This window comes from Bifidobacterium saguini DSM 23967 (assembly GCF_000741715.1).
Lineage (GTDB): Bacteria > Actinomycetota > Actinomycetes > Actinomycetales > Bifidobacteriaceae > Bifidobacterium > Bifidobacterium saguini.
Map to the genome: position 1 here is coordinate 19,995 of NZ_JGZN01000018.1, position 12,269 is coordinate 32,263.

The following is a 12,269-nucleotide window of genomic DNA, read 5'->3' on the forward strand; positions in this document are numbered from 1 at the left end:
AAACCCATCGGACTGGCGTGAAGTATGCTACTTGCTCTTCTTGCCGTAGCGCTTCTCGAAGCGAGCAACACGACCACCGGTGTCGAGAATCTTCTGCTTGCCGGTGTAGAACGGGTGGCACTGAGAGCACACGTCAACGAACATGTGATCTTCCTTGCCAGCGGTGCGGGTCACGAAGGTGTTGCCGCAAGAGCAAGTCACCTCAACTGGGTGATAATCAGGATGGATACCCTGCTGCATTTTACGTCTCCTATGGATTCGGGGGACCCGGGTCGCAATGCCCCTATGGCAAAGCGTGAACCGGAACCTGAAAGATAATACTCGCGTACATGGACGTGCAGTCCATGCCCCGCTGAAAAAAATGAGTGGGGCCGCAGGGGCTTGGACCCTGGACCGGGCGGCCTCGGTCCAGGGTCCAAGCCCCTGCGCGGCCGCGCATTTTTTCGGCTGTTCACCTTAGCAGCCTGAGTGGTCCTACATTCAGATGACCACAAGGGAGGTGGTCAATATGAGAATGCAGAGACAACCGTGGCCTGACTCATGGAAGGAACCGGCCGAGCAATGGCTGACGTATCTCACGGCATGCGGGCGCGCTTCCACGACGATAGACACCAGACGTTTGAAGCTGGCAGGCTTCGCCCGCTGGGTCGATAAGCCACCGGAACAGGTCACACGAACCGATTGTGAGACATGGATGGGCCGCGAGCATCTGGCAGCGGAGACGCGCAAGGGCATTCGGGCAACGCTGACCGGTTTCTTTGAGTGGATGCATGACCACGGTCTGATTGCCGAGGACCCCGCGGCGAAGCTGCCGCATATAGCAGGATCGCGGCCGCATCCGCACCCATGCCCCGATGCGGGCATACGCCTGGCTATGGAGGGTATGAGCGAACGTGACCGGCTCATGGTCCGGTTGGGTGCGGAGCTTGCGTTGCGGCGAAGCGAGATAGCGCAGATACGAGGCACGGACGTGATGGCCGATGCGTGGGGAGGGCGAAGCCTGATAGTGAACGGCAAAGGCAACAAGCAACGGCTTGTGCCGTTGACCGATGACCTGGCGGATCGCATCACCCAGGCGGGTGACGGCTGGCTGTTTCCCTCTCGAAACGACGGCGGAAAGAGCCATATCATGCCGGAACGTGTCGGCAAGATAATAAGCCGCCGTCTGCCAGCGGGCTATTCCACGCATAGTCTGCGCCACCGAGCGGCCACGCGCGCCTACGTCCAGACACGCGATCTGTTGGCAGTGTGCGCTTTGCTCGGTCACACGAGCGTGGCCACAACGCAAAGGTATGTGGCCATGCCTCCCGAGCATCTGAGAGGCATGGTCGCCGCGTTGGCGGTGTGACCGTATCGGCCGCATGAGCCCAGATTGATAGGATGCGAATATGAAACGCTTATCTGATTTCCTTACCTTGCTCGGTCTGCTGCTCAAGCTTGCGGGCTGTCTGCTGCTGATGGGCGCGGGCCTCGCGGTGCTGGGTATCTCGCTATGGCTTATATTCCATTGACCGGCACGATTCAACGTGTGAGGTAGCTGGTTGTGCCGGCAGGCCCCAGGGCGATGTAGCGGTGCTTGCCGCTGGATGCACCGATGTATCGACCCCAATCGTAGCCGTCTGCCCGTGTGGTCCAGCCGTCGAGGTTGACGGTCTGGCCTGCCGAATATTGGGCCACGATCTGTGCGCCGGTGCTTGGCTGGGCTCGCACGTTGAGTTTGGCCACGTTGACGCGCCAAGCGCCGGCGATGCCGTTCGACTGCGAAGTGCCGGCAACGGTCTTAGGCCTCAGGTAGCCGAGCAACCCGTTTTTGGTGATGCTGCCTTGATGCGTGGCCCCTGGGTTCTGGGTCAGGCATAGCAGGCTTCCGCCTTGGTCGGCGAGAACGATGGCCACATGCGTGTGCGGGGTGGCCGGAGCGTTGCCCCAGAAGGCCACGTCTCCCTTGCGTGGCGTGGCGCTGGCCGGCAATCGGTCGAATTTGGCGCGCAACGCGGGTTGTTTGTTCCATGTGCCGGTGTACACGCTTCCGGCGTAGCCGTTGCTGGTGTGCGTGGCTGACTGGGGGACGCCGGCCACGTCCTGCGCGTATCGGCTCCATAGGTCCCAGCATTGGCCGCCATAGGCCTTGTCAACGTCCACGGTCTTGCCGTTGTAGGTCTGGATGAATTGGTCGATGTTCATGATGGTTCCTTTCATATAAGAAGAGCGAGGGCAAGGTATACGAACACGGTGGCGAAAACGCCGGCTGTCACGGCGAGGAACAGGCAGGCCCCGATGGCCAGCAGCCAGTCGGTCAGGCCGTTCAGCGGCGTGTGTCGCTGCCGTGGATGAACAGAATCACGATGGCGAGGCCCAGAAGCCAGAGAATCGCCACGGTTTTCATGCCTGGGTCCCATTGTTCGGTTCCTTGACGCTGCGAAATAGCTGCATGATGGGGCCGGTTTTGATTCCGGGGTTGATTTCTCCGATGTTCTCCAGAATGCTGCTGATCTCGGTGATGCTGATATAGACGCCTGCGGGAATGATGAGCGGCACGGCGAATCCCATGTCAAGGTATTGCTGGCCGCGTTCCACGACTTCGGCCAATACCATGACGAGCACTAGCCCGCTTTTGTGCCATAGGCCCAACCGCATCTTCTCGCTGCTGATGTCGTGTTGCATGGCTGCCTTCATGAGCCCGGTGAGGTAGTCCAGGCAGATGAGAATGCCGACGATGGACAGGGCTGCGATTTCGCTTGTCTGCATGATGTGCATGGTTTTTCCTTTTCTCTTCGTTGATGGTCGGTTTATTCGTCGTCGGTGGTCCAGATGCCCATGAGCGAGTATTCGCTGGTGGAATTGTTGATGGACCATTGCCGGATGACGTGCCCGACTACGCATGAGTCGTCGGTGTCGGGGGCTATCTGGCTGTGGGTGATGCTGATGCGGCTGCGGCTGGTCACGTTCTTGCCGAATCCCGTGGGAACGGTAAGGGGGTCGTAGGAAGCTCCGCTGCTGGTGATCACGCCGCTTTTGTAGGTGAACACGGCTGATGCGATGACTAGATTGCCCAGGCGTAGAAGACTGTTGACGGTCACTGTGACTTTCGTTCCGTCGTAGCCGAACGCGCCGGTCCTGATGCCGAGTGTGGCCAGCTGGCTTTCGACCTTGACGAGTCTGGACGCGTATTGGTCCGTATCGGTGTCGTTGAAGTCGAATCTCTTCAAAGCGGTTTCGATGCCTTCGGCCTGCCGTTGCAGGATATCGGGAAGGTTTCTGACCGGCTCGTTGTCTTCCGGGTAGGGCAGTTGGAAGATTGGCGTGGTGCTTACCGTCATGCGGGTTCGTCTCCTGTCTTTGTCACGTAGCGCAAGGCTCCCAGTTTCCAGTTGGCTTCGTTGAATGTCGCGGCGCTTTTCAACGCCTTCATGTCCGCACAGGTCAGAGCGCCGCCGCTGGATGCGTCCACGGCGGGGAACAGTCGAACCTTGTGCGTCCAATGGCCTTTCCTGCCGGTCGCGTCATAGGTGAGCGTGCCGCCGATGATGGCCCAAGGCCCGTGCGTGGAGGGCGTGGTGCGTTCGAAGCGTGAGCCGATGATCATGGCGATGCGGGGGCGGCAGTAGAACCACATCTGGTTGAGCCGGTCGCTTCTGAAGGTGACCTCGGGTAACAGGGTTCTTCGGTTCTGCGTTTTCAACACGGCTTCCGCCCGCGTGGTATCGACCACGCCGATACTGCCATCCTCTCCTGAATCCGCCCAGTTCGCTTCGATGCTCAGGCAGGTTTCACCGTTGCGTTTCTCGGTCTCGATCTGTTTGATCAGGCTTCCGTCATGCGTCACCTCGTACTTTCGAAGGGGTGATGAGGTCGTGGCCTTCAAATGCGAGTATCTGAGTTCCAGCTGCGTGTAATAGGTGTTCGCGCCGGAAAGCTGCGGCTTCGGGTCTACGAGTATGTAGCCGGCATCCGCATATCTCCAATCCAAGCCGATATCAGTGTTGTCGTCTCCAGCGCGAACGCGCGGGCCGGTTAGCACGGTTTCTATGTCCCATCTCAGATAGAAGGCTTCGAATGACGGAACTTTGGCTGCATCTTTCGACTGGTAACCGATAAACAGCATTCGGTCAATTTCGAACATGTATTTGCCGTTGATCTGCCGGGTCTTAGTTGACTCAATCCAAGATAAAAGGCTCGCACGTTCGGAGGCGTCAATGGGTGCTAGATAGGTACGCCAAGGATGCCAGTGGCTGTTTATGCCGTCATTGGCCAACCATGCGGCCATTTGGCTGACTATGGTGCCGCTTGGCCACCATTGGAACCCGGCAGCGTAATTTTCGTCTCGGTTCCAGTTGGGGCCTTTGCGGCAGTCGGTGCGCAGGATATAGAGACGATCGGATGCGGTGACGCTTATCCGGTTGTGTCCGGTTTCTGCGGTGAGTATCTGTGTATCGGTGATGAACCCGTCGAACATGCAGAAGTTCACCGGGCCGGGAAGATTGTTGGTCCAGTCGGGGGTCACTGTGATGCGATGGCCGAGAAGGGTGTCACCTGTGCGCGCGTATCTTCCGTTTTGGTCTATGAGCGTGATTTTGAGCACGTTGGGCACGGTTTCGGCCCAGGGTTCGGTCGTTCCCCATTCGATGGTGAACGGCGAGAGAGGCACCGGCATTGAACCGCCGTCCTCACTGTTCGGCAACTGTTCCAAGTCAAGGTACACATGACAGGTCTCTGGCAGTTTGTTTGCTGTGCTCATATTGCCAGTTCCTTTCCTCTTACTCGGGCCCAACGGTCGAGCGCGGTGACGATCTGGCCGGCCACTTGGTCGTTGTCGAGGTTGCCGTGCGCGTCCACGTTGATGTTCACGTTCACGGTCGCCGGCCTTGATTGGTCGGAGCGGTTGGAAGGTGCCGTGAGTACGGCGCGGGCAAGCGACGGCAACGGCGTGGCCTGCGTGACGGCCGTGATTTCACGGCTCATGGCGTACCGGTGTGCGGGGAGCGTGGAGGGGGCGAGTGCGTAGCCTTGCGCGTTGATGCCGTTGGCCGCGTTTTTCGCGCCGGTTATCTTGCCCCATAGGTCGGATACCCATTTGAAAGCGTTCTTGATGGCCCCCACGATGCCGTCGAATATGCCGAGCACCTTGTCCTTGAGACCGTCAAAGAAGCCCCTGACGTTATCGATGGCTGTCTTGCAGGTGTCCTTTATGTTGTTCCAGGTGTCGCTTCCCCATTGCCTGATGTTCTGGAATACGCCGGTGAGAACGCCCGTGAACGTGTTCCATTTGTCACCTATCCACTGTGCCGCCGCGGCTCCGGCCTTTTTCACCGTGTCCCAGTTCATGACCAGCAGGGCCACGACCGCCACGATGGCGAGGATCACGGCCACGACTGGCAGGAACGCGAGGTTAACGGACCCCTGGGCTATGGCGACGATGCCGGCAACCACCGAGTAGGCGGTCATGGCGGCGTTCAACGTGACGATCACGGCAGCGACGGCGGCAACGGCCGCCACGAGGGGCGTGAGCCATGCGCTGTTCTTCTGGACCCAGTTGGCGAGTTCGGCGAGTTTCTGTGCCGCCGTGGTGAGCACCGGCAGCAGCGCCTCTCCCAGGGTGGCCTTGGCGTTCTCGAACGCGGCGGCCATGCGCTGCTGCTGGCCTTGCGCGGTGTCGGCCTCGCGTGCGAAGTTGCCGACCGCCTTGCCCGACTGCGCGGTGATGGCCGCCAGGGTGGCCTGCATCTTCGCGTTTCGGTCGCCGCTCTTGTACAGGTCCCCCAATCCCATTGAAGCGGCCTGAGCCTGAAGAGTCGCGTCGTTCAATGAGATGCCGTATTTCTCGATAGGGTCCATCTCCCCTTTCAGGCCGATGAGAGCGCGTCCACGGCTTCGGAGGTACTGCCGCCGAACATGCTTGACAGATCGGCGCCGAGTCCAATCAACTCGTTGGTTTTAGAGGCCGATTCTTCCACGCTCATGCCGAAGTTCTGCAGCTGGGAGCCGACCAATGTGGCGAACTCGTTGTACTCGTTTTTCGACAAACCCACGGACTGCGCGGCCTGGTTGCTCCATTCGAGCATCTTCCGCGCACTGGAGCCGAACACCGTCTCCACGCCGCCGATGGACTGCTGGAGGTCCGCGGCGTTCTTCGCGCAAGACGCCGCGCCGGCCCCGATTGCCGATAATGCGGCGCTTGCGGCCACGGATGCCTTGCCGAGCTTGTCCTTGAAGCTCGCTGACGCTTGTTCCGCCTTGTTCATAGCCGACACGGCGCTGGTGGCGTCGCCGATGATGCGAATTGCCAGAATGGCCGATTTCACCGTTTCACCTCACATTCCCGCCTTGCGTCTCGCTTGTTCGGTCTCCTCCGCCTCCTCCTGGAGCAGTCGCGTGCATGTTCCCCAGTCGGCTTCGTCCGGCTGGAGTTCACGCCGCCACTGCCAGGGGGTGCCGCCGAAGCGGGCGGCAAGGATGCAGCTCAGTTCGCCGAGGCTTCCGCTGTCCCATTGGTCGAAAAACCCGGCGCGTCCTGGGTGTCCATGTCAACTGGACTGTTGACGGTTTCTAGGGTTTCGGCGTCCTCGTGTTTGATGTCCTCGACCTGCACGACGGAACGCACCCATTGTTCGAACGGTTCGTTGAGTTTGCCTTCCTGGCGTAGTTTCGCGTACACCTGGTAGGCGGCGAAGGTCACCGGTTCCTCGGCCACGGTGCCCAGGTTGTTGTTCTTCAGGTAGCGGGTGGCCATGATCTGTTCGAACATGGTGACGGTCAGCTCCTCGGTGGTGCCGTCGGTGTAGATGACCTTGGTGGTTTTCATGCTGCTCATTTGCTTGTGTCTCCTGTTGTTATCCGGTTGATTATTTTCCGCACCGCTTCCTCGTAGAGTCGTGTCCACTGGGGTTCGGTGTTCTTCGCCGCCTGGTTGGCGAAACGTGTGGGCTTGATGTTGTGTTTCGGCCAGCCGTAGTTGATGACGCCCGCGTAGGGCACGCGCTTCTTGGAGCCGGCGCGTATCACGCCGGCCTTCTGCGTGGCCCCGGCTCGCACGGACTTGGCGAGGTTGCCGCTTTTGCCTTTGGGCGCGAGCCGTTTGGCTTCGGGGGCCACGACCTGCGCGGCCTGCTTGTTGATGTCGCGGAGGTCCTTCATGTCCACGCCGGCCTTTTTGAGGCCGCGTGCGAGCTGGCCGGCCCCTTTGAGCTGGATGCTCGCGCTGCCGTTCGCGGTGATGTTGCCGGTCATGGCAACGTGACAGTGGCGGCCGCGATATTCGGATCAGCGGGCGCGGCGGTCACGCTTTGGTCCGCGCTGGCCGGCTGCACGCTGACAGTTAGGGTTGCCGTCTCCCCTGCCTTAAGAGTCACCTGTTTCGGTGAGACGGTCAGGCTTTTGGGTCGGGGTACGCCTTGGCCTGCACGTCGAGCGCGGTGAAGCTGAAATCGTTGCTGTTGCGGGTCTTCACGTCGCCGCCGAACTTGATGGACGACACGATCACGTTGCCGGTGAGTTTCATGGTGCCTTCGGTGTTTGGCACCCATTCGAACGGCAGCGTCTGGCCGCTGTGGTTCAGACACCACACCTGGAGGCCGTCCATGCTGAAGTCCTCCTTGATGCTGCCGGTGAGCGCCCACGTCTCCGTCTGCATTCCGCCTTCAACGTGCCCGTCGAGGAAGTTGTCGTTGTCTTCCGTGTCGGTGGAGGGTTCCAGGGCTGTGTTGATGACGTCGGCGCTGAAGTCGCGTGCCGAGTTGGTGGTTCCGATTTTCAGACTGCCGGGGCCGAGTGTTCGAATGGGCATGGTCATTCTCCTTCTGTGAGTTCCAATGGGTTGAGCGTGATCTCGTAGGCGGCGAGGCTGCCGACGCCCGCGAGGCTGAAGGATGCCGGTTTGGCCTCCTTCATGTTCAGACGGTGTTCGTGGAGCCGTTCGAGGGCTTCCATGAGCAGGTCGAAGGCATCGGCCTGCGTGGCGGGAGTGCCGGCGATGAGCGCTATTCGCCATGTGCGGTTGACGTACCGCCAGCCCTCGAAGCTGATGTCTGGCGGGTCGATGAGCACGGACACCTTGCCCGGCAATGGTCGGGCCTCCTGCGCGTCGATGGTGACGGTGCTGGCGAGACTTCCGAGCATGTCGGTAAGGGTCTCGATCAGTCGTTCGCGTTCCTGTATGGCTGGCGAGCTCATGCGATCACCATGCCTCCGGTGGGAACGCCCACCGCGTTGAGTTTCGGCCAGACGCTGCGCAACGGGTCGGTGCTGATGCGGTAGGGTTCGAGCGTGGAGTCAGCCACGTTCATCACGCCCAGCCGCGCGTCCCTGGCGTTGTACAGGTCGGCGGCGCACGCGGTCACGCAATCCGTTTTCACGGTTTCGGGCACGCTGTAGCCGCCGATGGCCCCGTTCACGTAGTCGATGGCCGCGTCGATGGCGCGGCGCACGCGTTCGTCGTCTCCTGCCGGCACGCCGATTTCGTCGCGTACCGCCGCCTCGTATGTTTGCCACTCCGTCAAGGTTGATGACTCCTTTAGATGCTGTAGAGAAATGGTGCGAACCGTTCCTGATTGCATACGGTGCCCGAGGGCAGGCTTATCTCGCACTGGTAGGAGCCCGCGGGGATATGCTGCGGCAGGCCGGAGGGACGCAGGTATTCGCCGTTGCCGAGACTGATCTGGATGCGCGGGCTGTTGCCCGCAAGCAGGTAGTCGCCTTCCGTGAGCTTGAGGGAGATGCTGCACACGGCCCAGCCTGACGCGGTGCCGTCCGCGATCACGTCGGTGCCGTCCGGCGTGAACGTGACCCCGTTGCGGGTCAGCGCGGATGCGAGCCGCGGCCACAGGTTAGGCAGGCTCATACCCCCCCCCGAGAGATTCGTCACGTCGGGCCGCATCCAAGCGGGCGGAGTGGAACCCTCGGTGAGCCTGATTTTCAGGTTGCCGTTCATCAGGCCCGCATTGTTGCCGCCCTTGTAGATCTTCAGCTGCAACGTTTTTGCGTTGGCGGAGGTCACGGTGAACGACTGGTTGTTCTTGCCCGCGTAGACGCCTGCGCCGTCTGAACCGTCCGTTTTACGCAGGCTGACGATAACGTCGCCCAGCGTGGTGATGTTGCCGTCGAAGCCGAGGGTGAGCGTCCGGCCTATGTACGCGGTCAAATCCAATACCGGCCATTGCACGCCCTTGCCGAGTTCGACGGCCTCCGCTGATGCGAGGTCGAGCGAACCGTCCTTGGCGACGGTGACGTTCAGGTTGTTGCCTGATGCGGGCCCGTATTGCAGCAGGTTGAGGCTTTTCACGGTGACGGGCACGATGGTCTTCAGCGCGGGGTTGACGGTGCTGGCTATCGTGACGCTGGTTGTTCCCGGTTGTTTTCCGGTGATGCTGATGGTGGTCATTGGTTCTCCTTGATGCCGATAAGGTCGGTGCCGTTGGTGGTGGCGGCCACGGTCTGTGGTGCTGTGGCCGGTGTCACGGTGGCTTCGATGCTCGCGGTTTCACCCACGCGGACGGTCAGGCTCTCCGGTGTGGCCTTGATGCCTGTGGGCGTCACGCTTTTGGGGAGAACTTCACCGGAATGAGGCCCAGCGGCTGGGTGGCGGCTACGGCAAGGTAGCCATAGACCGAATAGTTTTCGGTGAGTTTGGTCGGGTCGCCGTCGCTCAGCTGGGTGGGGCCGCCGGACTCCCATACGGTGACGGCTTCGGGGTCGATGAAGCAGGCGGTGCCGGCAGGGGCTTTCGGCAGCATCTGCACGGGGACTCGCAGGAAACGGCCGGCGATGCCGGTGAGGTCGAAGCTGCCGATGGTGTCGGAACCGTCGCCGGAGAGGTCGAAGAAGCGGGTGCCGGTGTCCTTGAGCTTAATCAAGGCGGCCATCACGTCCTTGGATACTCCCAGACGGGTGAGGCTCACGTTGCGGTCGTCCGCGAGTTCGGCGGCGTCCATGATGAGGCCGGCCCATTGGTCGATGGTCATGGCGGCCAATGCTGCTGGCGCGTCAATCTTGTTCGCACCGGTGGCGGCGTCACGCTGGGTGGCGATGGTGTTGTACAAATAGGTGCGTACCGCGTTTTCGGTGGCCTTCGCGTAGGCGTTACGCAAGGCGGAGAGCGCGGTGTTGAGCATGGGCGTGGTGCTGCGTTCGATGGTCTGACGGGACAGGGTGGTGTAGCCGCCGTAGGTGTCGATGCCGACGCTCTTGGTGCCGAACGTGACCTTGCCGAACGGCAGCGCGCCGCCTTCGTTGGTCTGTTTGCCGGTGGTCGTGGTGTCGGTGGCTACCACGTTGTATTCCATAGTCATGCCCTTGGCCGGCAGCGTGTCGTGGGTCAGCAGGTTGGTGACCTTGCGGCGCATCTGGATAAGTCGCAGGTCGTCCGCGATCCAGGTGGTGGTGTTGCCGGTGTCGCCGGTGGCGATGAGGTCGCGGCATTCGTGCATGAGCTGCACGGCCGTGTCCTCGCCCCGGTAGAGCGCCTGTAGGTAGTCGCCTGCGGTGCGGTATTCCGAGCCCAGCGGCTTCGGATTGTCCGTGCTGCCGGCGTGCGCCAGCGCGGCCTTGAGGCTGCGTTGTTCGTCCTTGATACCGTCCAGCATTTCGGCCAGTTCCTTGTCCATTCGGGTTTCCTCGCTTTCCTGTGATGATGGTTTTCCGGTTTCGGACATGTTTTCGAGAGGTTCGGCGCTGCGTTGGCCGGTGATTTTCGCCGCCTCGTAGGCCGGCCATGACACCACCGACGTTTCCAATAGGCGGACGCGCTTGCGGTGGGTGATGCCCTGCTTGTCCACCTCGTTTTCGACCGGGATGAAGCCGACCGACAGGGAGTCGAGGGCACCGTCTCGCAGTAGGGTCGCCACGTCGCGGCCTCGCTGCGTGTCCGAGATTCTGGCGGTGATGTGCAAACCGTCCTCGCGGCTTTCGGTGCCGGTGATGCGGCCGATGAGTTCGCCGTGCTGGTAGCAGAGCTTGGCGTTGTCCGCGTCATCGAAACGGCAGTCGGGGTCGAACGTCTCGGCTCCTTCCCAGGTGTCGATGATGCTGCCGAAGGGCACGGCGATGCCTTCCAGCGTGCGGCCGTCGCCTTCCTCGGCAGCGCGTAGGCATACGCCTTTGAATCCGATTTCGTGACGGTTCACTGGTTCACCTCTTCCGGTTGTGGCGCGTTGATGAGCGGGGGCAGGGCCTCGCGGGCGCGCACCTCGTTGATTTCCATCCACCCTGATTCGAGGGCGGTCTTGTAGGCGTTGAAACGGTCGCTCATGTCGGCGCGGCGGCTTGAATCCCAGTCGAACGCGGCGGTGCGGCCTCGTGGCAGCAGCCTGTTGAACAGTTCCTCTATCTCGCCCGCGTAGGCGGCCAGCGTGTAGTCGGCGAACTCAATCCAGCTTTGTTCGATGTTCGAGTAGGTGAGGTTCGAGCCATCCACGGCGGCGAGCATGATTGAAGCGGGAATGCCCAACAGTCGCGCGATCTGCGTGGTGTCGAACTTCTGGGTTTCCAGAAACTGCAAATCGGCTGGCTTCATGTCCAACGGCACGTATTTCAGTTTGGAGCCGAGCACTTTGATGTCGCCTGCGGTGCCGGTGGCCTTCCATGCCTCCTTCGCGTTCCTGGCGATGTCGGGCGTCACTTTGTCCTCGGTGGACAGGTAGCCCTTGAGGTTGCTGGAGTCGGTGTAGAAGCGCGCCTTGTAGTCGCGTGCCATCTGGGCGCTTTCGACTTCCTCGCGTGCGGCGCTGATTGGGCCGAGGCCTCGCAGTCGGCCGGGCACGTTCAGGAACTTGCAGTGCACGATCTGGTCGGCCGTGTAGTCCTGGCCGAGATACGAGTAACGGAGCTTCGGCGCTGCCGGGTCCTTGCCGTCATCCGAAACGGTCACCAATGAGGGCGGCAGCACCTCGCAGGTCACGACTTCGCCGGCGTAGCGCACGAGTCGGACGAAGGCGTTGCCGTCCAATACCATGCTGGCCACCATGTCGGCGAGGAAGTCGCGGCGGCTTCGGTTCACGTCGGGCTGGAGGATAAGAGAGCTCACGGTGTCGAGCTTCAACCCGCCTCGCATCTCGTGGATAGGCAGGCCGGTTATCGCGGTCTGCAGCACCTGGACGCCACGGAACACGGTGGATAGGCTCAACGGGTCGCACACCGGCTCTCGGCTGGGTGGCCTGATGCCTTCGGGCATATCATCCGCATCGCTGCGGGTCAGGATACGCCCGGCGAGCTTCATACGCTGCCAGAGGCTCAAACGGTTGTTCATGCCGCCGATTATGCGAGGCCGGCACGGTTTC

20 protein-coding genes are annotated in these 12,269 nt (G+C 61.3%); 2 read left to right on the plus strand and 18 right to left on the minus strand.

Annotation, left to right across the window (positions count from 1 at the left end):
* Positions 1-27: 27 nt before the first annotated feature.
* A complete protein-coding gene (rpmE, locus tag BISA_RS10795) occupies positions 28-240 on the minus strand; it encodes a 50S ribosomal protein L31 (protein ID WP_003830110.1) in 213 nt (70 codons plus the stop codon).
* Positions 241-508: 268 nt separating this feature from the next.
* On the opposite strand from rpmE, the gene BISA_RS10800 reads away from it, so the two are divergent.
* Both BISA_RS10800 and BISA_RS13505 read left to right on the plus strand, forming a co-directional pair.
* The gene (locus tag BISA_RS10800; RefSeq protein ID WP_033891957.1) at positions 509-1,348 is read left to right on the plus strand and encodes a tyrosine-type recombinase/integrase; all 840 of its coding nucleotides are present in this window, start codon (positions 509-511) and stop codon (positions 1,346-1,348) included.
* A 40-nt stretch (positions 1,349-1,388) separates the two neighbouring features.
* A complete protein-coding gene (locus BISA_RS13505; protein ID WP_272945254.1) occupies positions 1,389-1,511 on the plus strand; it encodes a hypothetical protein in 123 nt (40 codons plus the stop codon).
* Between the two features lie 10 nt (positions 1,512-1,521).
* On the opposite strand, the gene BISA_RS12360 is transcribed toward BISA_RS13505, so the two are convergent.
* From BISA_RS12360 to BISA_RS10875, 17 genes are all read right to left on the minus strand, one after another.
* Positions 1,522-2,184, minus strand: coding sequence for a CHAP domain-containing protein (locus BISA_RS12360; RefSeq protein WP_051917552.1), 663 nt, complete (start codon positions 2,182-2,184; stop codon positions 1,522-1,524).
* An 11-nt stretch (positions 2,185-2,195) separates the two neighbouring features.
* Complete coding sequence (locus BISA_RS13020; protein ID WP_152597273.1) at positions 2,196-2,399, minus strand: hypothetical protein; 204 nt, start codon at positions 2,397-2,399, stop codon at positions 2,196-2,198.
* Entirely contained in the window at positions 2,383-2,748 is a 366-nt protein-coding gene (locus BISA_RS10815) for a phage holin family protein (protein ID WP_033892042.1), read from the minus strand. The genes BISA_RS13020 and BISA_RS10815 overlap by 17 nt, the downstream gene beginning before the upstream one ends.
* Positions 2,749-2,789: 41 nt before the next feature.
* Positions 2,790-3,320 (minus strand): hypothetical protein, encoded by a 531-nt coding sequence (locus BISA_RS10820; protein WP_033891959.1) that lies wholly within the window; start codon positions 3,318-3,320, stop codon positions 2,790-2,792.
* The gene (locus tag BISA_RS10825; protein ID WP_033891960.1) at positions 3,317-4,738 is read right to left on the minus strand and encodes a hypothetical protein; all 1,422 of its coding nucleotides are present in this window, start codon (positions 4,736-4,738) and stop codon (positions 3,317-3,319) included. The genes BISA_RS10820 and BISA_RS10825 overlap by 4 nt, the downstream gene beginning before the upstream one ends.
* Positions 4,735-5,835 carry a phage tail tape measure protein gene (locus tag BISA_RS10830; protein ID WP_033891961.1) on the minus strand — a complete coding sequence of 367 codons (1,101 nt, stop codon included), beginning with the start codon at positions 5,833-5,835 and terminating at the stop codon, positions 4,735-4,737. The genes BISA_RS10825 and BISA_RS10830 overlap by 4 nt, the downstream gene beginning before the upstream one ends.
* An 8-nt stretch (positions 5,836-5,843) precedes the next feature.
* Entirely contained in the window at positions 5,844-6,302 is a 459-nt protein-coding gene (locus tag BISA_RS10835) for a hypothetical protein (RefSeq protein WP_033891962.1), read from the minus strand.
* A 158-nt stretch (positions 6,303-6,460) separates the two neighbouring features.
* The gene (locus tag BISA_RS10840; protein ID WP_033891963.1) at positions 6,461-6,811 is read right to left on the minus strand and encodes a hypothetical protein; all 351 of its coding nucleotides are present in this window, start codon (positions 6,809-6,811) and stop codon (positions 6,461-6,463) included.
* Entirely contained in the window at positions 6,808-7,227 is a 420-nt protein-coding gene (locus BISA_RS10845) for an HK97 gp10 family phage protein (protein ID WP_033891964.1), read from the minus strand. Before BISA_RS10845 ends, BISA_RS10840 begins: the two co-directional genes overlap by 4 nt.
* A complete protein-coding gene (locus tag BISA_RS13625) occupies positions 7,224-7,349 on the minus strand; it encodes a hypothetical protein (protein WP_161786511.1) in 126 nt (41 codons plus the stop codon). The genes BISA_RS10845 and BISA_RS13625 overlap by 4 nt, the downstream gene beginning before the upstream one ends.
* 17 nt (positions 7,350-7,366) lie before the next feature.
* Positions 7,367-7,783 (minus strand): hypothetical protein, encoded by a 417-nt coding sequence (locus BISA_RS10850; RefSeq protein ID WP_152597272.1) that lies wholly within the window; start codon positions 7,781-7,783, stop codon positions 7,367-7,369.
* Positions 7,784-7,785: 2 nt separating this feature from the next.
* Positions 7,786-8,169 carry a hypothetical protein gene (locus BISA_RS10855; protein ID WP_033891966.1) on the minus strand — a complete coding sequence of 128 codons (384 nt, stop codon included), beginning with the start codon at positions 8,167-8,169 and terminating at the stop codon, positions 7,786-7,788.
* A complete protein-coding gene (locus tag BISA_RS10860; RefSeq protein WP_033891967.1) occupies positions 8,166-8,495 on the minus strand; it encodes a head-tail connector protein in 330 nt (109 codons plus the stop codon). Before BISA_RS10860 ends, BISA_RS10855 begins: the two co-directional genes overlap by 4 nt.
* Before the next feature lie 14 nt (positions 8,496-8,509).
* Positions 8,510-9,376 carry a hypothetical protein gene (locus tag BISA_RS10865; RefSeq protein WP_033891968.1) on the minus strand — a complete coding sequence of 289 codons (867 nt, stop codon included), beginning with the start codon at positions 9,374-9,376 and terminating at the stop codon, positions 8,510-8,512.
* Positions 9,373-9,531, minus strand: coding sequence for a hypothetical protein (locus BISA_RS13025; protein ID WP_156099611.1), 159 nt, complete (start codon positions 9,529-9,531; stop codon positions 9,373-9,375). Before BISA_RS13025 ends, BISA_RS10865 begins: the two co-directional genes overlap by 4 nt.
* Positions 9,528-11,117 (minus strand): phage major capsid protein, encoded by a 1,590-nt coding sequence (locus BISA_RS10870; RefSeq protein ID WP_033891970.1) that lies wholly within the window; start codon positions 11,115-11,117, stop codon positions 9,528-9,530. Before BISA_RS10870 ends, BISA_RS13025 begins: the two co-directional genes overlap by 4 nt.
* Positions 11,114-12,238 carry a phage portal protein gene (locus BISA_RS10875; RefSeq protein WP_081890122.1) on the minus strand — a complete coding sequence of 375 codons (1,125 nt, stop codon included), beginning with the start codon at positions 12,236-12,238 and terminating at the stop codon, positions 11,114-11,116. The genes BISA_RS10870 and BISA_RS10875 overlap by 4 nt, the downstream gene beginning before the upstream one ends.
* Positions 12,239-12,269 lie beyond the last annotated feature (31 nt).